Origin of the sequence: uncultured Winogradskyella sp. (genome assembly GCF_947498345.1) — a bacterium.
GTDB lineage: Bacteria > Bacteroidota > Bacteroidia > Flavobacteriales > Flavobacteriaceae > Winogradskyella.
In genome coordinates this window covers 539,388-565,262 of the sequence record NZ_CANMJY010000001.1, presented here as the reverse complement: position 1 = coordinate 565,262, position 25,875 = coordinate 539,388, and the positions used below count along the sequence as shown (strand labels likewise).

Below are 25,875 nucleotides of genomic sequence, written 5' to 3'. Positions count from 1 at the left end.
AACCTATAATGCTAAAAAGGATTCGTCAATATTATTATAATTTGCCAGTAGCCATTGATAAAATTCTATTGGCCAGTATAATAATTAGTTTATTTTTTATCCTTAAAGCTTATACAAATCATCTAATAAATGATTATAACTACACCTTTAGCTGGTTATTAATAACATTAAAAATAACAATTACATATTTACTTTGGGTTATTTTAACACCTTTAGTTTATTCTTTAACAAAAATCATTCAAAGCCTAAATCGTTTTAATATATCTAACCTTCTACTTTTTCTTTCTGGTTGCATAATTCTGGCTGTTTGTCATAAATTAATCGTATCAAGATTAGATGATATCGTAAACTATATAAATGGTGGTTATTTAAAGTCTTTTTTTGGTCATAATAACATGGTAGTTCTCGTTATAGGTAGTTTTTCTAGTTTTATAGAGCTTTTGGTCATTGTTGCAATTTTTCTTGCGTTTGATTATCAAAAAAAATATTTACTTAATCAAAAAGCATTAATTGCATCACAATTAAATGCATTACGAATGCAATTACAGCCACATTTTTTGTTCAATACATTGCATTCTATTGCTGCTATGATAGATATAGATAGTAAGAATGCACAAAAGATGTTAAGTAAGTTAGGCACATTACTTAGATACATCTTAGAATACGATGCTGAGCAAATGGTTACTGTAAAAGATGAGCTTGGGTTTATAAAAGATTATTTAGATCTAGAGCAAGTACGCTATAAAGATCGTGTAACCATATCTTATAATATAGCTAAGGAAGCTATGCATTTAAAAATCCCAAATATGATATTTCAACCTTTAGTAGAAAATGCTGTTAAATATGGGATTATTCCAACAGTAGAAAATGGAGAAATAAAAATAGGTATTCAAGTAGAACATAACGGTCTTATGCAAAAAGACGCTTTGGTATTACAAATTTCGAATACATTCAATACAAACAAAAATTACACAAAACCAGATGGTACAGGTACTGGTTTATTAAATATTACGAAAAGGCTCAAACAATTTTACGACAATCGTTATGTATTTAGTGCAGATTTTGATAGTCCTGAATTGTATAGAGCAAAAATGGTTTTGCCTATTATTGAATAACAATGAAACTAAGATGCCTTATTATAGATGACGAATTTTTAGCAAGACAACGATTGATAAAATTGCTAGAACCCTATGAATCATTATCAATTGTTGGTGAATGTAAAAATGGTAAAGACGCTTTAGAAAAAATAAATTTAAAAGAACCCGATTTAATTTTTTTGGATATTCAAATGCCAGATATGGATGGCTTTACTGTTTATGATAAACTCCCCAAAAAACCCTATGTTATATTTACAACTGCTTATGACACTTATGCTCTAAACGCATTTAAAATTAATGCTGTAGATTATTTATTAAAACCATTTGATAATGAGCGGTTGGAAATTGCTATAGAACGGATTATAGCTATTCAAAAAACAAATAAAACCTCTAAACTAGAGAAAAACATAAAACGTCTATTACAGCAAACACTACAAGAGACCAACACATTTATAAACGAAATAAGTTTTACTACCAAAGGCAGAACTAAAAGTATCAATGTTGATGATGTTATTTACTTTAAAAGTGATGGTAACTACATTAAACTTATAACAAATGAAAAATCTTATCTGTACAGAAAGACTATGAATGCTTTATATAACAATTTAGACCCTGATCAATTTTTGAGAATTCACAGAACATTAATACTCAACAAATTTTATATTAAAACATGTGTCTATGTAAATAACAATGTATATAAATTTAAGCTAAAAAACGGTATTGAGGTTTTGTCTTCCAGATCATTTAGTAGTGTAATAGCAAAGTATTTAATAATAAAATAGTCGTTATTAGCCAACTTGTAATGTAATAGAGAATATATTATAGAACAAATACTATGTTACTTTCTATTTATTATTTTGAAATTGTGTAGATCCTTTTCTTTTTAAAATCTAAAATCCAATTAATGTTCTTAAGAATTTCACCACCTAAAATAGCTGTAAATTCTGTATTAGTTGAAGTCTTGTTTAAACTGGCGATTGTATTTTTTATAGTTACATCCCCTATTTTCACTTTAGGTATAATAACCTGATCTGAATGTATTATTGTTCCATCTGTGCCTTGAGATTTTCCAGCACCAATTTTTTCGAAATGGTTAGATAACTTAAATTCTGTTACCGTTTTATGATAAACAATTAATTCACCATTAAATCCTGTATCTATCAAAGCCGGAAAAGTTACTGACATATTATTCGCTTTTATAATAGTAAAGTCTATAAAAGGAACCTCTTGTATTATTCCCATTTTAGTTTTATCATAACTTTTAAGATTAGTTATTGTTTTCAGGGAACTATGAAGTACTAACTTATGAAGCTTGTAATTAATTTCAATTAAATAATCTTCAAAAAAAGGATAGCCAATAACACCGTCAAAAGTATAATGCTCAGCAGAATAAGGAATACCTATGATATCTTCATTTGTTCTTTTAAACTTTCCAATTTGCAATGTGTTAGATGTACTTACTTTCTGGTTAATTGTTCCATTTGCACCTGTATTTTCCGTTTCTGAATTAAATTTTAAATTTAGTTTAGAATTCGTTTTAGTGGTGTTAACAACCATCGCATTAGCACCAGTATCAAAAATAAATATCAAAGGTTCAGAATCATTTACTGTAGCCTTTAAATATATTCTATTATCCTTACCTAGATTAAATGGAATGGTATCCTGAGCGTAACTGGTAGCAATAGAAAACAATAAAGCAAATAGACAGTATTTAAAAATTGTTGTCTTCATTTAGAATAGTTTTAGCACTTAAAGATAAACGTTTATAAAGACTCAAAAATTACATTTTAAAATGTGTAAGGAAATTCTAAATACTTCGACTATTTTTATATCTTAAACAAAGCATATTATTAACTAGAAAAGAAAGGAACAAACAGTATGCTAACTTGGAAAGATGTAATCAACTTTTCCGTAAATGGAAACCCAACGCCAGACAGACGCGTTGAAAAAACAGAAGCAGAATGGAGAGCTCAATTAACTCCAGAGCAATTCAGAATTACAAGGCAAAAAGGTACTGAACGTGCCCATAGTGGAGCACTTTGTAGCATCTATGATGAAGGTAAGTACAACTGTGTATGTTGTGACACTCCTTTGTTTGATTCTACAATTAAGTTTAGCTCTGGTACTGGTTGGCCTAGTTTTACACAACCAATTAAGAAAAATGCAATTAAGTACGAAAAAGACTCGTCTTTTGGTATGGTACGTGTAGAAGTGATGTGTAATACTTGCGATGCCCATTTAGGCCACATTTTCCCAGATGGACCAGAACCAAGTGGTTTACGCTATTGTATTAATTCAGAATCAATGACCTTAGATAAGGAGACGGCCTAATGACTACTAAAAATTTAAAAATCGCTACTATTGGTGGTGGCTGCTTTTGGTGTACAGAAGCAGTATTTCAAGAAGTAAAAGGTGTAGAAAGTGTTGTTTCTGGTTACTCGGGAGGTAATGTTCCAGGGAGACCAACCTATAGAGAAATTTGCTCTGGCTTAACAGGGCATGCTGAAGTGGTGCAAATTACTTTTGACGCTAATGTGATTTCTTACGAAGATATTCTTGTCATATTTATGACGACTCACGATCCTACGTCCTTGAACCGTCAAGGCGCAGATCGTGGCACACAATATCGTTCGGTAATTTATTATCATGATGAAACGCAGAAAGAAATTGCTGAAGTCGTGATTAAAGAACTAGCTAAGTATTACGATGATCCTATAGTCACTGAGGTTTCAGAAGCTGTTACTTTTTATGAAGCTGAAAAGGAACATCAGGATTTTTATAAAAACAATCCTAATTACGGGTACTGTAATTTTGTAATAGATCCTAAATTGGCTAAGCTTAGAAAGTTACACTCAGATAAACTAAAAAGTGCTTAATTAATAAACTCAAAGCAGCCTTTTAAAGTTGCTTTGAGTTATTAAAAAAGAAAGGTCATTACCCAATGGTATATCCTAAAATAAAATTGTATGGTGCGCAACGTTGCCATAAAACGCAATATTATCAAGTTTTTTTTAACGAAAAGGGGCTGACTTTTTCATTTCTTGATGTTGAGAAATATGCAAACTATGCTGAAGAATTAAGACAACTTTATGAAAACAGAAAATTGAATTTCCCAACAATACTGATTGGTTCTAAAAAATTAAGAAACCCTTCAGATAAAGAATTAAACAAATGGCTCAACAAACTAAAATAGCATTAGGAGGTGGTTGCCATTGGTGTACTGAAGCCGTGTTTCAATCTTTGAAAGGTGTAAAACTGGTTGAACAAGGTTACGTAGCTTAAACTAATGACAACAGTTCTTTTTCTGAGGCTGTTATTGTTCATTTTGATACTGGAATTATATCGCTTCAAACTTTAATAGAAATTCATTTGCACACGCACAAAAGTACCTCAGCACATTCTATGCGAGAAAAATACCGCTCTGCGATTTACACTTACTCTGAAGAACAGATAGCCGAAGCAAAAAAGTTGTTGGCAATATCTCAAAATGATTTTAAAGGAAAACTCATTACTAAAGTATTACCGTTTTCAAAATTTAAAGCTTCGAGAGAAGCTATTCAGAATTATTATCAAAAAAATCCCAAAAAGCCTTTTTGCGAACGCTTTATAAACCCTAAATTGAAATTATTATTGGATAAATTTTCGGATTATACCAATGCTGATTATATCATTACAACTTAACAATAAAGTAAATGAGTCGTACTAGAATTGGTCTAGGCTTAGCCGCTATAGGTAGACCAGATTATATTAACATCAGATTTAATAATACTATCGATAAATCTATTGATGCTTTTAAAAATAATGCATTTAGGATTTTAGACGAAGCTTATAGCTTGGATATTAGAGATTTTGATGTCGCCCCTTCTTATGGTTTAGGCGAACAGTTTTTATTAGAATGGAATAACTCAAGAGATTATAAGGATGTTAGTCTATCTACAAAGTTTGGTTATACTTATGTAGCCAATTGGGAAGTTGGATATAAAGGAAAGCACGAAATAAAAGAGCATTCTTTATCAAAGCTTAATGAGCAATGGGCTATTTCAAAAGCCTTTATGCCTAATTTAAATATCTATCAAATACATTCTGCTACGCTAGATAGTGGTGTGTTAACCAATACTGATGTGTTATCTAGGCTTAGTGAATTAAAAGAGAGGTATCAGCTAAAAATAGGTATTACCTCCAGCGGTCCCGAACAGACTAAGATTATTGAAGAAGCACAAAAAATAGTTTTTAAGGATAAAGCTTTGTTTGACAGCTATCAGGTAACATATAACATTTTTGAACAATCTTGCCACACTATTTTAAAACAATTATTAGCTGAAGGTAAATCTGTGATTATTAAAGAAGCTATGGCTAATGGTAGGGTTTTTAGAAATAAACAATTTCGGGCTTACCTGAACAATTATGATTACTTAGATAATCTGTCTGCAAAATATAATGTTGGAATAGATGCTGTTGCCCTACGTTTTGTAGTGGATAATCTAGGACCAACAATAGTATTGAGTGGCGCATCAAACACTAATCATTTAAAACAAAATTTAAAAGCTATGAGTTTTGAGTTAAATGATATGGAGCTATCTCAACTAAAATCATTTGCAATATCCCCTAAACAATATTGGCAAGAAAGGAGTAACTTAGAGTGGAATTAAATTAATAGTATGATACGACTATACACTATCGGATTAGCTATTCTAATTATTGCTATTTTAGTTAATGCCTTGGTAGCGAAATTAGGAGTTAAATCCTGGTATGATTTTATTAATTTATTGACCAATAACGGTACTTCAACTTTTAGTAAACTGTCTATTATAGATTACTTATGGTTATTTATAGGCTACCCTATACTTTTAGGTTTCGGGTATTGGATAGGTGATAAAATCTACTATTTAATTTTTAATTAGCGACACCTCTGTAATAATCTAAAACTTTAACACGAAGTAAGTATTCATATTTAGCATTTGTTAAATTGACTTTAGCATTATCTAAATTATTCTTGCTTGTCACATAACTTAAGAAATTAGATACACCACTATTAAATCTTATCTCGTTAATACGGTAAGACTCTTCATAAGCTTCAACTTGTTTCAGCAAACTTTGATAACGGTCATAAACGGCTTCCATATCAAAATGTACCTGAGCTATTGCATTTTTTATTTCCAAATGTGTACGCTCTAATTCTAAAATAGACTCTTCTACTCTAATTTTTTGTAGAGCTACATTATTCTTGGCTCTAAACCCATTAAAAAGTGGCACATTGACAGCAACACCTAGTACTGTGTTTAAATTGTTATCTAACTGATCTTGGTAACTAATAGATTCGTCTTCAAAATTATTTTGCTCAGTCATTACCTGAAAATCCTGGCCATTAACAATTACAAAATCTCCTGTTTCAACAATACTAGTTCCTATTGAGTTAAAAAGTTGAGCTGCACTAGAATAGTTGGTATTAACACCTGCAAAAATGGATACTTCTGGTGTAAATTGAGATTTAGCTATACTAACCCCTTTCTTTGCAGCTTCGATACGTAATTCATTGGCTTTAAAAGTAGCTAAGTTTTGTATTGCTTCTTTATACACCTCATCTGCTGATAGGTTATATTTTTCAAAATCTAATAGTATAGACTTGGCATCAACTACAACACGCTCTGGAAGATTCAACAATCTCACCAGGCTTAATTTTGCACTATTTAAGCTAGACTCAGAAGCTAAAATACTTGTTTCGTCGCTAGCTATTTGCCCTAAAATATCTGCGTAATCTGCTGGGTTTCCAGATTCGTTTTTATAAAAATCTTCCTGAATTTTCAATTGCTTTTTTGTAGTTTCATAACGTTGTTTTGTTAAGTCTAAAACAGCTTTACTATTTAAAACTTGTAAATATGCTAAAGTAACATTCAACACTAAATCTTGTTGTTCTGCTTCCCTTTCCAGCTCTGAAGCTTTTCTATTTAAGCGGTTTTGTTTTGCTGTATTTAATAATCTAAAACCATTAAAAACAGTCATATCCAAACTTAAACCTAAATTAGAAAATGTTAGTTCTTGAGTTATAAAATCATTAGTAAACGGATCGATACTTCTCCCATCATTGACACCAAGATTAAAATTACCATTAATACCAGGCAGCATGTTAGCTTTAGACTGTTGATGATTGACCTTAGCAGAAGTAGCTCGTAAATTGGCCGACTTTAAATCAATGTTGTTTTCTAATGCAATTGAAATGCACTCATCTAACGAATAACTCTTTTTATCTAAATCTTGAGTATATCCTGCCAAACCCACCAAAATTATGAGGGTAAATATGATTTGATTATGCTTCATTATTGTTTTGTTTTGCTTAGACTATTTTTCCATCAAGCAAATTGATAATTCTTGATCCATAGGAGGCATTCTTCTCAGAATGTGTAGCCTGAATAATAGTTACACCTTCTTTATTCAATTGAGAAAACAGCTCCATGATTTCTGTACTTTGTTTAGAGTTAAGATTACCCGTGGGCTCATCAGCTAAAATTAGTTTAGGCTTTCCGATTAATGCTCTTGCAATGCCTACCAATTGCTGTTGTCCTCCACTTAGTTGAATTGGAAATAAATCTTTTTTACCAACAATATTAAAACGGTCTAACATATCGGCCACTAGCCCTCTACGTTCTAATGATTTTACATTTTTGTACAATAATGGTGTCTCAATATTTTCCCATACAGTTAACTCGTCTATAAGATGATAGGCCTGAAAAACAAATCCTATATATTCTTTATAGAGTTTAGATCTGTTTTTCTCTTTCATGCTATGCACAGGTTCACCTAAGAAAGTATAACCACCTCCTGTAAAACTATCTAGCATACCTATACAGTTAAGTAAGGTAGATTTACCAGATCCCGATGGTCCCATAAGTGAAATAAACTCCCCTTCTTTAACCTGTAGATTTATATTATCTAACAAAGTAACTTTATTGCTGCCAGAGTTAACAGTCCGTGTGGCTTCGTTAAGACTTAATAGTGTATTTGCCATTTTTTAATCCTTTTAGTTAATGCGATTGATTTTTGAATCTCCAAAGCTTAGACCTTTACTTACTTCGGCTGTTCCTTTATAATAGAGTTCGGCTTCACCATAAGCTGTAAACTTTATGTGTTCTGAAGCTTGTATTTTAAACTCGGCCTCACCATAAGCCTTGAGTTTAGAACTTTTATTATCTACATCAACAAGATTAATTTCTCCTTCACCATAAGCCGTTATATTTTGATTTTTAGTAACACCTTTTATAATCGATAACTGGCTTTCACCATAAACATCAACATCAAAATTCACTATATTAATATCATTTAGAGTCACTTGTGATTCACCATAGATTTTAAGATGAAACGTTTCAACATCAATTAAGCTTTCGCAAACAGTTCTCTGCTCTCCCCGTAGTGATAGATTATCAATATTTTTATAAGTTATTTTTATGGTTAATACTTTTCCTTTGTATAGAGGCACTTTCATCTTTACACCATTTTTAACGACCTTTTTATGTTTTGTTGTCACTTTAGCATCATCCAAGTAAACTCTAAGTGTTCCCTTATTAACCTCAATATTTACTTTATCATCGGTTAATGTATTGTCAAGAATAGTTACCGATTCTTCGTCGCCCTTTACGAAAGTGGTTTCGATATGTGGACTTATAATTACTTTACTAAAGGCTTCAACTGGTTTTATAGTTTGCGCTAGTAGCGTTTGACTTATAAAAAACAGCATTACAACTGTAATATGTTTTATGTTTTTCATGATTAAATGTTTTTAATACTGAAAATAGATTCAGTGTATGTTAATTAATTTTATTCTATTCTTAAGCTATCTACTGGGTTTGCAATAGCTGCTTTTATTGCTTGTAAACTTACTGTTAATAATGTAACGCCAAGAGTAATCATAGCAACCAAAACGAGCGTCCAAACACTTAGGTTAACACGATAACTATACTCCATTAAGTATTCTGATGAAATAAAATACCCTAGAGGCAAAGCTATTGCTAAAGAGACTGCTACTAAAATTATAAACTGTTTTGATAATAGTTTCCAAATTGAATTTATGGATGCACCTAAAACTTTTCGAACTCCGATTTCCTTTTTTCTTTGTATTGCCATGTAAGTAGAAAGACCTAAAATCCCCAAACAACTAATAAAAATTGCTATAAATGAAAATATACCTACTAACCTTGCTACTCGTTTTTCAGTATTAAATTTTCTTTCGTAATCATCATCTAAGAAGGTGTAACTAAACAAGTTTTTAGGGTCATGCTTTTTAAAAATGGCCTCTGCTTTAGCCAGAGTACTTTCTATGGCTGTAGTAGAATTAGAAGCTATTTTTATATTTACCCAATTTAAAAATCTTCCATTGTGAAGTATGAATAAAGAAGGCGTAATTGGTTCAAAGGGAGATTGTGTAACCATGTCTTTGACCACACCAATAATTTTATAAGTCCCATTCTTATTCCATCTTACAAATTCCCCGACAGGATTTTCTAAGCCCATGTACTTAACCGCTGTTTCATTAACTAGAAATGCCAGAGAATCCGAAGGGAAATCTCTCGAAAAATCTCTTCCTTCTAAAATCTCCCAATCTATCATTTTTCCAAATCCTTCAGTAGCACGAATTGTATAAAACTCGGGCTGCATATTTGGGTCTTTATCTTTCCAATCAAAATCACCTCCATTTGCAGTGTAAGCACTTGTAACTTTTACATCTGACGCAGTAACCTGATCTACATACGGAGAAGTTAAAAGCTCACTTTTAATAGTTTCAAAACTATTTATAACTTTCATAGTATTAATAGGCACACTTACAATTAAGTCCTTATTAAATCCAAGAGGTCTGTCTTTAGCATAATTTATTTGACTAATAATCGTTATGGTGCAAATGATAAGAATACTTGAAATTGAAAACTGTACTACTATAAGCGCTTTCCTAAACCCAATTGTTGTTTTATTATTACTACTCAATCCTTTAAGCACTTTAACTGGCTTAAAAGCAGATAGATATATTGCGGGATATACACTACTGAGTATTGCAGTTACGACTACTATTAACAAACAAATAAACCAAAATGAAAGTTCAGTAAAAGGAACCTCAACCTCCTTTAATGTTATCATATTGAATTTTGGAAGTAATATGTAAGCTAACAGTAATGCCATAAAAAAGGAGATAAGAATAACTACGAATGATTCTGTAAAAAACTGAATAATAAGTTGTATTCTAGATGAGCCCAGTGTTTTTCTTACACCCACCTCTTTGCTTCTTTTTAATGCTTGAGCCGTACTTAAATTCATAAAATTGATACATGCCAAAAGCAAAATAAAAAAACCTATTAGACTAAAAATAGTCACGGATTCAATCTTACCACCAATATTAACACCATTTTCAAATTTAGAATACAAGTGCCACTTAGACATTGGGAAGAGAAATAAATCTTGTAAACCTGTCTCTCTTGCATATTCATAATTATCTTTTGTTACATCCTTTATAATTGTTGAAACATTATCTAAAGCATCTTTATTATGTAGTTGTACGTACAACAAAAACCAAGAATTGCCCCAGCCTAATCGTTCTTCATAATTTTGACTGGTTTTTAGCAATTCCCATGATGCAATAAAATCCAACTCATTAAAATTTGAATTCATAGAAAAATCTTCATAAATACCAGCAACTGTCACTTTCATTTTTGGAGATAGATTTAGTACTTGACCTATGGGGTTCTCAGTACCAAAGATGTTTTTTGCCATGCTCTCAGATATTAATATCGATGAGATATCACCAAGTACATCTCTACTGCCCATTTTCATTTTTAGGTCAAACATTTTGGCAAAACCCGATTCTACAAACCTACCTTTTGACGCCACTATATTATTGTTGTGAGTAATGTTAAAACTATTAGGTCTTGAACTGGTGACCACATGCTTAAAATGACTGCCATATTGATCTCTGAGAGCATGAGCCAATTGCCAAGGTTGCCCTGAACTTGTCCTAATCTCGTTACCCTGTGAGTAATGTTGCCTTACTCCTGCAATGGTATCATAATTGGTTAATGATTTATTGAAGGTCAGTTCGCTGTGCACCCATAAACTAATAAGTAATACAGCAGTTAAGGCTACAACCAAACCTAAAGTATTTAGTATAACAAAACCTTTATTCTTTAAAATATTTCTAAAGCCAATTTTTAAATTTGTTCTTACCATGATTCATATTTTTTTGATTGATGATAATTATTCCGTTTTTAAACTATCTACAGGGTTTGCAATGGCAGCTTTTACGGCTTGAAAACTTACTGTGAGCACAGCTATAATTATGGCCATTAACCCAGCTATGAAGAAAATCCACCAATTAATTTCTATACGATAAGAATAATCTTGAAGCCAATCTTTTATAAAATACCATGCTATAGGTATTGCTATTAAGATTGAAATGCTCACAAGCTTTATAAAATCTTTTGAAAGCAGCTTAACTATACCCGAAACACTCGCTCCTAAAACTTTACGGACACCTATCTCTTTCCTTCGCTGCTCAGCTGTATATGCTGCTAAGCCAAATAATCCTAGACAAGAAATAAGTATAGCCAGTATGGCAAAAATTTGAGATAATTCACCAACTAACTGTTCGTTTTTAAACTTAGCATCAAAAGCTTCGTCAATAAAAGTATATTCAAATGGGTAAGCTGGATTATGCTTTTTTAAAACGGCTTCAATATCTGATAATGCTTTGTCAACAGGAACGCCATCCATAGTTTTTATGTACATATATCTTGTGTAATATGGATAATGCATAAATAATACAGGGTCACTAGACTCAAACATATCCCCATAAACATAATCTTTAACAACTCCAATAATTTCAAAAGTATCTTCATCTCGACTTATAATATTTCCAATTGGGTTTTCATTACCCATCATTTTTGCTAATGATTCAGAGATTAAAGCATAAGAGCTATCAGCTTCAACATTGCTACTAAAACCCCTACCTTCAATAATTTCCATTCCAGTTGTTTCAAAAAAGCTCTGCGTTACATTTCTAAAAGAGATTAAAACGTCTTCTGTATCTGTACCACCTTTCCAGGTAAAACCCGAACCATTATTTCCGCCTGATAAAATATGAGAATTACAAAGTGTTGCATTTTTTACTGAACCTGTTCTAATTAATTCTTGTTGAACCAAATCGAATTTTGGTATAAAGTCTCCATTAATCCGCATTGATAATAATTGATCTTTATCATAGCCTAACTCTCGATTTTTTGCATGTTGAATTTGTTGATATACCAATATTGTAAAAATGATAAAGACTATAGAAATGGTAAACTGACCTACAACTAATCCCTTACGAATAAATGAAGCTGAACCCTGTGTTGTTTTTAGCCCTTTTAATACGTGTACTGGCTTAAATGAAGACAAATAAAACGCTGGATACAAGCCAGCAAAAATCCCACAAATCAGTGTTATACTCAATAAAACAAAAAGATGCATTGGGTTTGTTAGTCCTAAAGACAAGTCTTTTTCGATAACTAAGTTGAACTGTGGTAATATTATGGCCAACAATAGAACACTAAAAACTACAGATATAAAAGCTAACAATACTGCTTCAGTAATAAACTGGGTAACTAATCTTGAACGACTTGACCCCATTGCTTTGCGCACACCGACTTCATTTGCCCGTTTTTCACTTCGCGCTGTAGACAAGTTCATAAAATTTATACAAGCGATTAATAAAATTATAAAAGCTATAATTGTGAACAAACGTACATAAGTAATTCGGCCTCCGACTATTTTTCCATCTTTAAATTTTGAACGTAAATGCCAATCTTTAATAGAATGTAAAAACGCATAGTCATCTGTAAAATCGGCTTTAGTAGCAATTATATTTCTAACCTTAGCATATACTATTTCAAAATTAGCCTCAGGTGATAATAAAACAAACGTATCTGAAAAATTATTACCATATACTCTTGTCCATTCTTCACCTAGGCCATACCGGTCAAACGGTGCCACCCAATCAAAAGGGAATGTTATGTTATCAGGCATATTCTCAACAACACCTGTCACTAAATAACTATCCTTATTACTTACTCTTATTACTTTACCTAAAGCTTTTTCTTCCTTGCCAAAAAGCTCTTCAGCTGTTTTTTGAGTTAATACAATAGCTTCAGGGTTAGAAAAAGCATTTTCTCTATTTCCTTCTATAAATTTCAGACTAAAGATATCTAGAAAGTCTTCATCAGCATAGCGACCTCTTCTTGTTATAGAGTTATCTCCAACAGCAAACAAACGTTCTTGAAGACTAGACTTTGTAGCTTTTAAAATCCCAGGAATATCATCTTTCATGTCCTTAGCTAGTGGACCAGGTGTTGCATAAAATGTACGCCATTCTCCTTCATAATTTTGATTTGTAGGCACGTAATAAACTTGGTCTTGCTTATCGAAATTGCTATTAAAACTTAGTTCGTCTTCGACCCATAGAAAGATTAGAGTCGCACAGGTAATTCCAATAGCTAAACCGAAAATGTTTAAGAAACTGTAACCTTTATTCTTCAATAAAGTCCTAAATGCTATTTTGATATAATTAAGAATCATAATTATTTTGTTTTGACGATAGGGATTTATCTTACCTACTTTAGTATAGTGAAGATGATGCCAAAAAATCAACTCGCTACAAATCAAACATTTATAAATATTACAGAAACTAAAAGTGTTCGATTTTGATACACTATTTGTTCGTAATCGAACACATAAAATTTTAGCTTATTCTGACCTTAAGGAATTAACAGGATTAGCATTTGCTGCTTGTAAAGTCTTAATACTAATTACTATAAGCGCAAACAATAGCATTGCACACCCACTAATTAGAAACACCCAAAAGCCAATACTTGTCTTATAGGCAAAATCTTGGAGCCAATTACTAATACCATACCATGCAATTGGTATAGCGATTATAAATGCAATAGCAACAAGAGTCAAAAATTCCTTACAAAGCAAAGTGTTTATTTGTAGCAATGAAGCGCCCAACACCTTTCTTACTCCTATCTCTTTTACACGTCTATTAGTAGTATAAATAACAAGCCCAAATAGTCCTAAACAACTAATTAAAATAGATAAACCAGTAGCCCAATTTAAAAGTCTGGACACCTTTTCTTCTCGATTATAAAATTGCTGAACAGTTTCATCCATAAACACCAATCTAAAATCTTCAACCTCAGTATAAACAGACTTATATTCATTTTCAATTTTTTTAAGTGTCATCCTTAAGTTTTCAGAGGATTCGCTCTTTAAAGACATATGAACAGCTTGAAATTGACTAAATCGTGGTCGATACCAATCCCCTATCAATGCCATAGGCTCAATACCTGTTCTAAGCGATCGTTGATGAAAATCTGCCATAACACCAACAATTGGTACATTTTCATCACTAAGAATCACACTATTTCCTACAGCATCAATAGGATTTAAAAAACCTATTTTTTTAGCAAATGTTTCGTTAACAACTAACTCTTTAACCGTATCATTTCTGCGTGTACGACCCGCTAATAAATTAAGTTCAAAAACGTTTAAATAGTTTGTATCCCCATGTATAAACTGCAAGCCAGTTTGTATTTCTTTTTCACCATCTATAAATGTTGCATTAGTTGAATTGGTAGAAAATGATGCTGGTGGATTACCACCAATACTTAAACCTTTAATTTGAGGTATTGCTTTTAACTTTTGAGTATATAATTCTTTTTTAGAGAGTTCCGTTTCACTTCGTGGACTGTAAACAGAAATTATGGCATCAGTTTTAAAACCCATATCCTTGTTTAGTAAATAATTAATTTGCTTACCTACTAATAATGTTGCAATAATAAAAACCTGAGCTATCGTAAATTGAAAAACAGTTAGAACCTTTCTTAGTTTAGCTTTATTACCGTTGACCACTATTTGATTTTTTAATACAGAAACAGGATTGAATTTTGATAGCATAAATGCAGGATAAAAACCCGATAATAATGTTACAATGAGCAATAGAACTAAAATCCCAGATATTACTAATGGTGCTTTAAAAAGTTCAAAACTCAATCCTTGAGGAACAAAATCGGAAAATATACTAATTAACCATCTTGATAAGATTAAAGATAGTACGGAAGAAATGACAACCAAAAGAAATGTCTCTCCCATAAACTGCACTATCAACTGTTTTTTGGAGCCTCCCAGAGTTTTACGAACACCTATCTCTTTAGCACGTTGCGTAGCTTGGGCTGTGTTAAGGTTTATAAAATTAACACAACCAAGAAGTAATAAAAAAATAGCTATTAATGCTAAGTTTCTAAGTAATGACTTACTTGCTTGACCTTGCGTCCAATCATAAATACCATATTTATCATTAAAATGAATATCTCTAAGTGGCTGCAAAACAAATTGTCTAGACTGATTATATTTTATAGCTTCTTCGTCTAAATGTTCTAAAGCTAAAGCATCTAATTGCTTTTGAATTTCATTCAAATTTCCATTTTCAGAAATTTTCACATAAAGTTGAGATGCTGAATTTGTATTATTCCAATTTTTATTTTGAAAATCTTCTCGTAATCTGGTTTGTAAAATTGTAGGATGGGATATAAACTCTTGAAATACAAAGTCTGATTGTTGTTTGAAATTCTCAACGATTCCTCTAACTGATATATTAATTGAATCATTATAAACAAGTGTTTTACCAATAATTTCTGAAGGCAACATTTTAGGGAAGTATAATGCAGCTCTAGCTTTAGTTAAAATGACAGAATTAGGCTTAGATAACGCATCAGATTTATGTCCAGCAATAAACTTGTAATCAAACAGGTTAAAATAATCTTCATTTGTATATATGACATGATTAGGCCATTTCACTTCAATATCGTTCTCTTTATTTTCAACTTTCGAAGGTCTTTCAATATAAAAGCCACTTACTAATTCGAAATTAATATTACTATTTATTGCATCTTCTAATGCTATTGTAACACCAGAGTTATAAAACTCACCTTCTGGCGCTTTAAAATCTGTTACTATTCTATAAATACGATCTCCATCTTTATGAAAATTATCAAAAGTATAATCGTAATAAATCATAAGCCCTATGACAAATGAAGCACTTAAACCTATAGTTAAACCAATAATATTTATAAAAGAAAACACCTTGTTCCTCATTATGTTTCTCCATGCTATTTTGAAATAATTCTTAATCATAACGCTTCGGTTTTTACTTGATGGCAATTATTCTGTTCTTAATGCTTTTACGGGGTTTGATGTTGCTGCCTTGATGGTTTTCCCTGCAATAGTTAGCATAGCTATTAATAATGCTATTCCGCCAGCAATAAGGAATATCAAAATATTGAGTTCTATGTGATAAGCATAGTTTTGCAACCATTTATTCATGATCAACCAAGCTATTGGAGTTGCTATAAAAAAAGCTAAGGCTACTAATTTTAAAAAGTCTTTTGTTAAAAGTATAGTAATTGCAGAAACACTTGCTCCCACAATTTTACGAACACCTATTTCTTTTTGACGTTGTGCAACAATTAGTAATGACATAGCAAATAAACCTATACAACTTAGAGTAATAGCTAAAATAGATCCGCTACCTATCATTGTTATCATATTTCGCTCATTACGTAATGTTCTATCAATATTCTCGTTTAAAAATGACCCCTGAAATTCTGCATTTGGTTCTATGGAAGCCCATGCTGCTTTAACAATAGAAAAAGATTGCTCTAAATCTTCAGGGGTAACTTTTACATAAACATTTGTTAGATTCCAATTTGGTAATGCAAAAAGTGTCATTGGTGCTATATGTCTATCTAACTCTTGAAAATTAAAATCCTCAACAACTCCAACAATAGTAAAAAACTTATCTTCAAGATATATTTTAGAGTTTAATATATCTTCTTCACCTAATTGTTTAGCCATTGATTGATTGATAATAACCGATAAGCTATCACTAGGCAAATTCTTCTTAAAAGACCTACCACTTAACAGATTTACATCTAAAGTTTCAACATAATCGGCATCAACTACCAACATGTGGGTTTCTACTCCTCGTCCTTTATGTTCAAACCCGAGAATACTAGTAGATCGCGAGCCATCTTTACCAATTCCTAAAATATTATTTGATGCTGACACACTCAAAATATTGGTTTTATCCTCTAGAGTATCTCTAAGCAGCTGCATGGCTTGTTGATCATTACGTTTTCCGTTAAGTGGAAAAGCAATCACTTGATCTTTATTAAAACCTAAATCCTTGGTTCGCATAAACTCCATTTGATTCTGAAGCACTAACGTTCCACTAATGAGTAGAATAGCAATACTAAACTGTAGCACCATTAAACTATTACGTAAGTGATTTTTTCCTCTATTATCTAGTTTTCCTTTTAAACTTTGTAATGTACCAAGGCGACTCATTAATACAGCAGGATAACCACCAGCTATTAACGTAATACTAATAACACTTCCTGTAAGTATTAGTATTAAAGAAGGGTTTAAAAAAGTTTCAAATGATGCTCTTGTGCTGAACAATAATTGAAAATGAGGTAACAAAAGCATGGCTAGCAAAATACCAAACCCAGTAGAAATTATAAACACTAAAATACTTTCACCCCAAAATTGAAAGAATAATTGTTTCTTATTTGCGCCTAAAGTTTTGCGCATTCCTATTTCTCGCAATCTTTGATCACTCTTAGCGATACTCATATTTATAAAATTAACGCAAGCGATAAACAAAATTAAGACTGCAATACCTAATACTAAATAAGGCATCGTTCGATTAACACTAACAGGTCCTTGATTAAAGTTTGCAAACTTCATATCTGCTATAGGCAATAACTTTATTTGTCTGTAATTGCCCTCACTATTGGGTTGAGCACCATCTCGTTTAGCACTTTCAATCTCTTCTTTATAGTGTAGTTTAGTAAAGTCCGTAGTGCTTCTTTCAAACTGATTCGGAGTAACTTCTTTAGAAAGTTGCATGTATACTTCATGATTCTCAACATCCCAACGACTAATAACCCTTTCATAAGTATGATAACCTTGACTTTTAAAGTTTAATATAATATCGAAACCTATAGAACTTGTATTAGGGAAATCTTCTATAATAGCATTAACTTTAAAAGGCTCCTCTTGTCCATCTATAAGAAAGGTAACTGTTTGCCCTATTGCACTTTTATCACCAAAAATTCGCTTTGCAGCAAATTCTGTAATAGCAATAGATGACTCTGAGGTTATTGGATTCTTCTTATCTCCTTTAATTATAGGAAAACTGAATATATCAAAAAACTCAGGGTCAACATAAGCAGTGTTCATGTAAAGTTGTTTGTCTTGGTAACTCAATAAATCACCTGAACCTCTATAGCGTGTTATTTTTTCAACCCCTACTGTTTCATTTCTTAGAGCAGATGAGAAAGGTTCGGATTTAGTAATATTAACTTCTATACCATTAGGTGTGCTCTCTTCAGAATACACCATATACAAATTGTCGCTATGCTCATGAAAACGATCATAGGAAAGTTCATATACAACATACATAGCCAATAATATTGCCACACCAAATGCTGTTGTAAGTCCAATAACATTAAGCGAAGTGAAGATTCTATTCTTCCAAAGATTCCTTATTGCGATTTTTAAATAATTTTTAATCATGACTTATCCGTTTTTGATGTTCAATTATTCTGTTCTTAACGATTTCACAGGATTTGCAATTGCTGCTCTCAAAGAATGATAGCTTACAGTCACAAGTGTAACCGTTACAGTAACGATGCCAGCTATTATAAAAATGTATATCTGTGGTTCTATTCTATAAGTAAAGTTTTGAAGCCAATTCATAGAAACCCAATATGCAAAAGGTGAAGCAATGACAACAGCTATAATCACTAGAATTAAAAAACTCTTACTTATCAACATCATAATATTGCCAAGATTAGCCCCTAGCACTTTTCGTATTCCAATTTCTTTAGTGCGCTGAACAATACTAAAAGCTACCAGGCCAAATAAACCTAAACACGCTAATAGAACGGATAGACCCGCAGCTACAGAAAAAAGTATTGAACTTCGTTTCTCTGACTCATAAAGTGCGTCGTAATCTTGGTCTAAAAAATGATAATCAAATGGGATAGCAGATATACGTTCTGCCCATGTGCTTTCGAGGCGATTCAATGTACCTTGTATATTCTCACTTGTAATTCTAAGCATATAGTTTCTCGAATAATCTCTACCTAAAAAAATCAATAACGGTCCTATTGGTTCATGTAAACTACTGAAGTGAAAATCTTCAACTACTCCTACTACTGGTCCATCTACACGCTTTGAAATCGTTTTACCAATGGCTTCATCTGGTGTCCATCCTATACGTTTTGCCAATGTTTCATTAATTAAATAGGGTTCTCTATAATCTTTATTACCTGAAGTGACCGTATCCATTAAAGCAAAATCTGTTTGAATGAAATCACGTCCCGCTACCAATTTCATACCCATAGTCTTTACAAAATCCAAATCTACAGGCATAGCATTTACAGAGACATCATGCTCGCCTTTTTCATCAACAGTATATATACCATCGGACCATTCAACAAATTCTGGAGTTTCGTAAGATGCTGTTACTGATTTTACACCTTCAACCTGCTGAAATGCCTCTCTTAAAGATTGAAAATTATTAAGCATTTCTCCTCTAATTGGTAATACAACTACATGTTCTTTATCGTAACCCAAATCTTTGCTCTGCACGTAATTCATCTGTTGTACAATAATAAGAGTGAAAATAATGAGGAACACAGAAACAGCAAATTGCCCTATAATCAAGGCTTTTTTTAATGAGCCATTTCTATTAGTTGAACTAAATCCCTTTTTTAGAATAGAAATTACTTTTGCATTAGAAAGTACCAATGCTGGGTACAAACCTGCCAATGTACTAACAATAACACAGAATATAAATAATAACAGTAATGGTAATGGCTGCACAAGTTCTGACCTCATAAAAGATTGCCCAGTGATTGTATTAAAATATGGTATTAACAGAATGCTTATTCCTAATGCTATTAGTGTAGATATAATTGTTACTATAGTTGCTTCACTTATAAATTGAAAAAAGACTTGTTTTTTTGAAGCACCCATTACCTTTCTTACCCCAATTTCACCACTCCTTGTTGTAGATTGTGCTGTCGCTAAATTGGTGTAATTAGCAATAGCAATTAGTAATATAAGTACCGTAATAATGATAAAGACATAAATATATGTCATATTCCCATTGGGTTCAAAACCTGCCAAATCAGACTTTAAGTGTACATCTAAGAGTGGTTCTAGATTAAATTTTAAATAATCACCACCATCTAAGCTAGCCTCTTTCTTAACAAGATCCGTTAACATATACTCATTGATCTGTTTCTCAATAGCATTTTTATTAGCAGAGTTTTTCAACAATAAATAAGTAATCCAATTGGCTGACCACCACTGTTCTCGCTTAACGCTATTGTTTAAGTTTAGGAATTGTGTTACAAAATCGAATTTTATCTGTGAGTTTTTTGGTGTATCCATACAAACGCCAGAGACCACTAAATCTCTACCAAAAGCATTTATAACTTTACCTATTGGATTATCCGTTCCGAAATATTTTTTTGCCATTGACGCTGTAAGTACAATCTTATTTGAGGCATCTAATACACTAGAAGTATCACCTTGTAACAGATTGAATGAAAACATTTTAAAAAATGAAGGATCGGCAAATAAAATGCGGTCTTCTGTAAACATTTTATCATTATACTTTACAGCACTAGCACTTACATATGTCCTTACATAATCTTCAATACCAGGAATTCTTCTGGTTAACTCTGGGCCAACTTTAGTACCAGTAACTGCTGCTGTATTTATCTCACTAGACAATTTATACTCCATGGTTGCCCTAACAATCCTATCAGAATTTTTGTGAAATGTATCATAGGTTACTTCACTAGATATATATAAGGAAATAAGCACACATGCAGATAAACCAATAGACAAGCCAAAAATATTTATACCTGTGTAAAGCTTATTCTTTTTTAAATTTCTGATTGCTATTTTGAAATAATTCTTAATCATAATATTTGATTTTGATTGATGATAATTATTCTGTACGCAAGGATTTTACCGGATTTGCTGTTGCTGCTTTAATAGCTTGAAAGCTCACAGTGATTAAGGCGATTATTAATGCTCCTATACATGCAATCATAAAAATATCCCATCCCAATGATGTGCGGTAGGGAAACTTCTGTAGCCAACCACTCATAACATAGTATGCTAAAGGCGAAGCTATAACCAAAGCCACAGTTACTAAAGTGATAAAATCTTTAGAGAGTAGCAGCCATAATTGACTTATTGACGCACCTAATACTTTACGAACACCTATTTCTTTAGTACGTTGTTCGGCAACAAAAGATGCTAAACCAAATAATCCTAAACAACTAATAAAAATAGCTAAGCCTGTAAACACTCTAGCTAAACTTGCTACATGTTCTTCTGATCTAAATTTTTTACCATACTCTTCATCTACAAACTGATAATCAAATGGCACATTTGGAAAATTCGTTTTAAAGGTATTCTCAATTAATTCTAAATTTTTGCTAACGCTATTTTGTGGATTTAGTCTTAAATTATAATAAGAGATATTACCATATTTTTCAAACACATACATAGCTTGTTTTACAGGTGCATATGGTGATTGAACAATCATATCATCGATAACTCCTATTATTTTTAACGCTGATTCTGGACTAGGATTATCGTTGTTCGAATCTCGAATATATTTACCTGTCGGATCTTGCAATCCCATATATTTAACGGCTGTTTTGTTTAGAATTACTGCATTAGAATCTGTGGCAAATTCTCTTGAAAACCCCCGACCTTCAACAAGCTTCAATCCCAAGGTTTCTATAAAATCGTAATGCACAGAAGTATAAGCTAAATCCTCTTGAAACCCTTCTGGTTTACCATCCCAAGTATAACCACTTCTATTAGACCAAACTTGAGTAGTTGGGCTGCTCATAGCTGTCATATGTGTTGCTCCTCCCGATGCAATAAATTGTTCGCGCATTAGGTCTTGTTTTCCAACAAATTCAGAACTCATTACAGGAATTTGTACCAAACCATTTTTATCATATCCAGTTGGTCTATCTTTACTATACTGAATCTGATCCATAACGACCAAAGTGCCAATTATTAATGCTACTGAAATAGTAAATTGTGCCACCACTAATACTTTTCTAGGTAATGAAGAATATCGACCAGCTTTAAACGTTCCTTTTAATACAGCTACCGGATTAAAAGATGATAAATACAACGCTGGATAACTTCCTGCTAAAATTGCAGTTATTAGGACAAAAACAAATCCCGACAGCCAGAATAAGCTATTGACCCAAGGAAATAAAATGGCTTTACTTGCTAAATTATTAAATCCATTTAGAGACACTAAAACAATGCCAAGCGCAACTATAAATGCCAGACAAACAATAAGAAATGATTCTGTTAAAAATTGAAATATTAGCTGACCTCTTTGAGATCCAATCGATTTACGAATACCAACTTCTATAGCTCTTTTTTCAGAACGTGCTGTACTCAAATTGATAAAATTGATACAAGCTAATAAGAGAATAAATATACCTATAACACCAAATAACCAGACATTTTCAATTCTTCCGCCTGTTTGCACTCCATTTTCCCAGTCTCCTCTCAAATACCAATCCTTCATTGGGAATAGAAAAATTTCAGGATTAAACTCCGCTTCATCTGCTGAATTTCTTTTCTTAATATCAAGAATTTTAGCTGTAACAGCTTCCATTGTTGTATTATTATTGATTTGAGCAAACATTTGAAACGAGTTATTTCCCCAATGGTTTTTTGAGTTTTTTACCCATTCTTCTGTAGACAAATAGAACTTCCAAGGCATTAAATATTTTAACCCATTAAAAGAGTTATTCTCAGGCAAATCCTTGTATATCGCTGTAACCTTTGCAGCATTAACATTATTGATCTTAACCATTTTACCTATTGGATCTTCAGAACCAAATAAAGTTTTGGCAGTCTCTTCAGAGAGCATTAAAGAATTAGTCTCTTTAAGGCTTTCTCTATCACCTTTGATGATATTAAGCTCTAACATATCCACAGCTCCTTCTTGCATGTAATTACCAGAAACATTAATGTTTTTATCACCATAACTAATGTATCTTGTAAAATTCCAAGATGACATAATAAGATGTTTAAAATTATCACCAAACTCTTCACGCATAGCAAACTCTAATGGCCTTGGTATTGCAGGTCCAGTACCTATATTATCATTAGCAGATTCATGCTGAAAAACCTGAGCTATAGTAGCTTTATCTTTAAAATAACTATCATAATTAAGTTCATCATATATCCATAGACCTATAAGAATTGTGGCTGCCATTCCAATAGCCAATCCAGATATGTTAATAAATGAATACACTTTGTTTTTTAGAAGATTCCTAAACGCTATTTTGAAATAATTTTTAAGCATGATTTCTATGAATTACTGTTCGCTTTTTAATTGATTTGGCTGTAACACTTCAGTATAGTTGATTGGTTTTTTGGTTGATTGATCTTATACTGAAGTGCTTACCACCTCTTTGATTGATAATTCTTATTAAGCCAATATATTCTCAGTGACTTTTTGTCCGTCTAACATTCTAATGATACGATGACTATACTTTGCGTCATGCTCGCTATGAGTTACCATAATAATTGTAGTACCTGCCTCATTGAGGTCAATAAGTAGGTCCATTACTTCATTACCATTAACACTATCTAAATTACCAGTGGGCTCATCTGCTAAGATTAATTTTGGATTATTAACTACAGCTCTGGCGACAGCTACGCGTTGTTGTTGTCCTCCAGACAATTGCTGCGGAAAGTGATTTCTTCGATGCATTATTTGCATTTTCTCCAAAACAGCTTCAACTTTCTTTTTACGCTCAGCAGGTTTTACACCTGTATAGATTAATGGTAATTCTACATTTTCAAAAACGGTAAGTTCATCTATGAGATTAAAACTCTGAAAGACAAAACCAATATTATGCTTGCGTAATTCTGAACGTTTGCGCTCATTGTATCCTGCGACTTCTTCTCCATTAAACTTAAAGCTTCCACCATCTGGATCATCTAAAAGCCCTAAGATGTTCAGCAAAGTAGATTTACCACAACCAGAAGGTCCCATTATGGCTACGAACTCCCCTTCTTTTACACCAAAAGACAATTTATTAAGTGCAATAGTCTGAACTTCTTCTGTTCTGTAAAACTTCTCTAAATCCGTAATCTGTATCATTGTATTCATTTTTTAATTGATTGTATTCTATTTTAAAATCAGTTCTTCAACATCACCAAAAGAATCGTAACTCGATGTTACAACCTTATCTCCTGGATTTAAGCCTTCAAGAACTTCGTAGTATTCTGTATTTTGACTGCCTAACCTTACATCTACTTTATAAGCTGTATTTCCATCATCGCTTACTTTAAACATCCAGTTACCACCTGTTTTTTGAAAAAACCCTCCTTTGGCCACTAATAGCGCTTCTTTTTCTGCACTTAGTGCTACGCGTATCTGAAGATTTTGCCCTCTTCTAATCCCTACAGGTACATCTCCTTCAAACTTCATATCTACCTGAAAACGACCATTGGCAACTTGCGTAAATACCTTTTTAATAACTAAAGTGTATGTTTTGTTATTAAGGTTGAAAGTCCCTATTTGTCCGTTGTATATTCTTGATATATAATGCTCATCAATATCTACTCTAACTTTGTAACCGCTTGTTACATCTACTTGTCCCAAGCGTGTTCCTTTAGTGATCGATTGACCAATCTCAGCATCTAAAGAAGTTAACTGACCATCAATTGGTGCACGCACCACTAAATCACCTACTTTTTTACGCATTAGCTCCAAAGCACTTTGTGTTCTGGCATAAGAATCTCTTGCTTGATTGATTTCGAGTTTAGATGAAATAGAGTCTTCCGATAATACTTGTTCTGCGAGCTTCATGCGTTCCTTCTGATAATCGAAATTATTTTTAGACGATTCAAAATCCTGTCTCCCTATAGCACCTTTTTCGTACAAGCGCTTGTTTAAATCATAAACACGTTTGGCTTCAATTAAACTATTCTCAACGTCTGTAAATTGATTCTGTCTGTTAATTGTATTTTGACGTGCAGCATTCTGAGAAATCTGCATTTGTGTTAGTAAATTGTAAACTGCTGTTTCTTGATTGACCAAGCTTAATTCTAAATCTGTGTTTGATAAGCGCAAAATGGGTTCTCCTTTTTTCAGGATAGCACCGTCTTCGACAAATTTTTCTTCAACTCTACCACCTTCTAAAGCGTCTAAATAAATTGTTGTTATTGGCAGTACAATACCATTTACCGGAATATTCTCCTGAAATACATCTTTGCTTACTGTATAAATGGATATACGCTCTTTTTCAACATTCAATTTAGAGCCTCCAGAGGTTTGAACAATTACATAAACTATCAATGCTATAAAAGCTAAAATACCCGTTATAAGCCCTAATTTTTTACTTGAGAATTTTTTCTTTTTAATTGGTACGTCCATTTTGTATGTTTTATGACATTAAATATATAGTGAAGATGATGCCAAAAAAATAAATGCATATAAATCAATACTTTACAATTTTAATCAAAACTAAAAGTGTTCGATTTTGATACACTTTATGTTCGAAAATGTACACTCTTAAAAAGCAATAATTTAATTTTTTTAAGCAATGTATATATTGTAATATTGTAT

The 25,875-nt window shown here is 32.2% G+C and carries 19 protein-coding genes and 1 pseudogene; 8 read left to right on the top strand and 12 right to left on the bottom strand.

The window, feature by feature from the left end; translation table 11 throughout:
- Nucleotides 1–8 precede the first annotated feature (8 nt).
- Both Q0912_RS02590 and Q0912_RS02585 read left to right on the top strand, forming a co-directional pair.
- The gene (locus Q0912_RS02590; RefSeq protein ID WP_299111691.1) at nt 9–1,115 is read left to right on the top strand and encodes a histidine kinase; all 1,107 of its coding nucleotides are present in this window, start codon (nt 9–11) and stop codon (nt 1,113–1,115) included.
- 2 nt (nt 1,116–1,117) lie between these two features.
- A complete protein-coding gene (locus tag Q0912_RS02585; RefSeq protein WP_299111688.1) occupies nt 1,118–1,879 on the top strand; it encodes a LytTR family DNA-binding domain-containing protein in 762 nt (253 codons plus the stop codon).
- Nucleotides 1,880–1,949: 70 nt separating this feature from the next.
- Here the strand turns inward: Q0912_RS02585 and Q0912_RS02580 are convergent, their stop codons facing one another.
- The gene (locus Q0912_RS02580; protein ID WP_299111685.1) at nt 1,950–2,828 is read right to left on the bottom strand and encodes an aspartyl protease family protein; all 879 of its coding nucleotides are present in this window, start codon (nt 2,826–2,828) and stop codon (nt 1,950–1,952) included.
- A 147-nt stretch (nt 2,829–2,975) separates the two neighbouring features.
- Between Q0912_RS02580 and msrB the strand changes: the two genes are divergently transcribed.
- The 6 genes and pseudogenes from msrB to Q0912_RS02550 all read left to right on the top strand — a co-directional run bounded on the left by msrB (nt 2,976) and on the right by Q0912_RS02550 (nt 5,998).
- On the top strand, nt 2,976–3,428 hold the full coding sequence (msrB, locus tag Q0912_RS02575) for a peptide-methionine (R)-S-oxide reductase MsrB (protein ID WP_299111682.1): 453 nt from the start codon (nt 2,976–2,978) through the stop codon (nt 3,426–3,428).
- On the top strand, nt 3,428–3,973 hold the full coding sequence (msrA, locus tag Q0912_RS02570) for a peptide-methionine (S)-S-oxide reductase MsrA (RefSeq protein ID WP_299111680.1): 546 nt from the start codon (nt 3,428–3,430) through the stop codon (nt 3,971–3,973). The genes msrB and msrA overlap by 1 nt, the downstream gene beginning before the upstream one ends.
- A gap of 65 nt (nt 3,974–4,038) precedes the next feature.
- Nucleotides 4,039–4,290: a glutaredoxin family protein gene (locus tag Q0912_RS02565; RefSeq protein WP_299111678.1), complete on the top strand. Its 252-nt coding sequence runs from the start codon at nt 4,039–4,041 to the stop codon at nt 4,288–4,290.
- Nucleotides 4,269–4,778 (top strand): annotated as a pseudogene (locus Q0912_RS02560) (peptide-methionine (S)-S-oxide reductase). The gene Q0912_RS02565 and the pseudogene Q0912_RS02560 overlap by 22 nt, the downstream one beginning before the upstream one ends.
- Nucleotides 4,779–4,789: 11 nt before the next feature.
- A complete protein-coding gene (locus Q0912_RS02555; protein ID WP_299111676.1) occupies nt 4,790–5,746 on the top strand; it encodes an aldo/keto reductase in 957 nt (318 codons plus the stop codon).
- Nucleotides 5,747–5,755: 9 nt separating this feature from the next.
- On the top strand, nt 5,756–5,998 hold the full coding sequence (locus tag Q0912_RS02550; protein WP_299111674.1) for a hypothetical protein: 243 nt from the start codon (nt 5,756–5,758) through the stop codon (nt 5,996–5,998).
- Here Q0912_RS02550 and Q0912_RS02545 read toward each other — a convergent pair.
- The 11 genes from Q0912_RS02545 to Q0912_RS02495 form a co-directional block, all read right to left on the bottom strand.
- The gene (locus Q0912_RS02545; RefSeq protein ID WP_299111672.1) at nt 5,991–7,412 is read right to left on the bottom strand and encodes a TolC family protein; all 1,422 of its coding nucleotides are present in this window, start codon (nt 7,410–7,412) and stop codon (nt 5,991–5,993) included. The genes Q0912_RS02550 and Q0912_RS02545 overlap by 8 nt on opposite strands.
- A gap of 16 nt (nt 7,413–7,428) precedes the next feature.
- The gene (locus Q0912_RS02540; protein ID WP_299111670.1) at nt 7,429–8,100 is read right to left on the bottom strand and encodes an ABC transporter ATP-binding protein; all 672 of its coding nucleotides are present in this window, start codon (nt 8,098–8,100) and stop codon (nt 7,429–7,431) included.
- A gap of 12 nt (nt 8,101–8,112) precedes the next feature.
- Nucleotides 8,113–8,856 carry a DUF2807 domain-containing protein gene (locus tag Q0912_RS02535; protein ID WP_299111668.1) on the bottom strand — a complete coding sequence of 248 codons (744 nt, stop codon included), beginning with the start codon at nt 8,854–8,856 and terminating at the stop codon, nt 8,113–8,115.
- A 50-nt stretch (nt 8,857–8,906) separates the two neighbouring features.
- A complete protein-coding gene (locus Q0912_RS02530; protein ID WP_299111666.1) occupies nt 8,907–11,300 on the bottom strand; it encodes an ABC transporter permease in 2,394 nt (797 codons plus the stop codon).
- Between the two features lie 27 nt (nt 11,301–11,327).
- Entirely contained in the window at nt 11,328–13,682 is a 2,355-nt protein-coding gene (locus Q0912_RS02525; RefSeq protein WP_299111664.1) for an ABC transporter permease, read from the bottom strand.
- A 168-nt stretch (nt 13,683–13,850) separates the two neighbouring features.
- A complete protein-coding gene (locus tag Q0912_RS02520) occupies nt 13,851–16,298 on the bottom strand; it encodes an ABC transporter permease (protein WP_299111661.1) in 2,448 nt (815 codons plus the stop codon).
- A 27-nt stretch (nt 16,299–16,325) separates the two neighbouring features.
- Nucleotides 16,326–18,743, bottom strand: coding sequence for an ABC transporter permease (locus Q0912_RS02515; RefSeq protein ID WP_299111659.1), 2,418 nt, complete (start codon nt 18,741–18,743; stop codon nt 16,326–16,328).
- A 24-nt stretch (nt 18,744–18,767) separates the two neighbouring features.
- A complete protein-coding gene (locus Q0912_RS02510; RefSeq protein WP_299111657.1) occupies nt 18,768–21,170 on the bottom strand; it encodes an ABC transporter permease in 2,403 nt (800 codons plus the stop codon).
- Between the two features lie 25 nt (nt 21,171–21,195).
- Nucleotides 21,196–23,601, bottom strand: a complete 2,406-nt coding sequence (locus Q0912_RS02505) for an ABC transporter permease (RefSeq protein WP_299111655.1) — start codon at nt 23,599–23,601, stop codon at nt 21,196–21,198.
- Nucleotides 23,602–23,727: 126 nt separating this feature from the next.
- A complete protein-coding gene (locus tag Q0912_RS02500) occupies nt 23,728–24,405 on the bottom strand; it encodes an ABC transporter ATP-binding protein (protein WP_299111652.1) in 678 nt (225 codons plus the stop codon).
- Nucleotides 24,406–24,432: 27 nt separating this feature from the next.
- The gene (locus Q0912_RS02495; protein ID WP_299111649.1) at nt 24,433–25,683 is read right to left on the bottom strand and encodes an efflux RND transporter periplasmic adaptor subunit; all 1,251 of its coding nucleotides are present in this window, start codon (nt 25,681–25,683) and stop codon (nt 24,433–24,435) included.
- Nucleotides 25,684–25,875 lie beyond the last annotated feature (192 nt).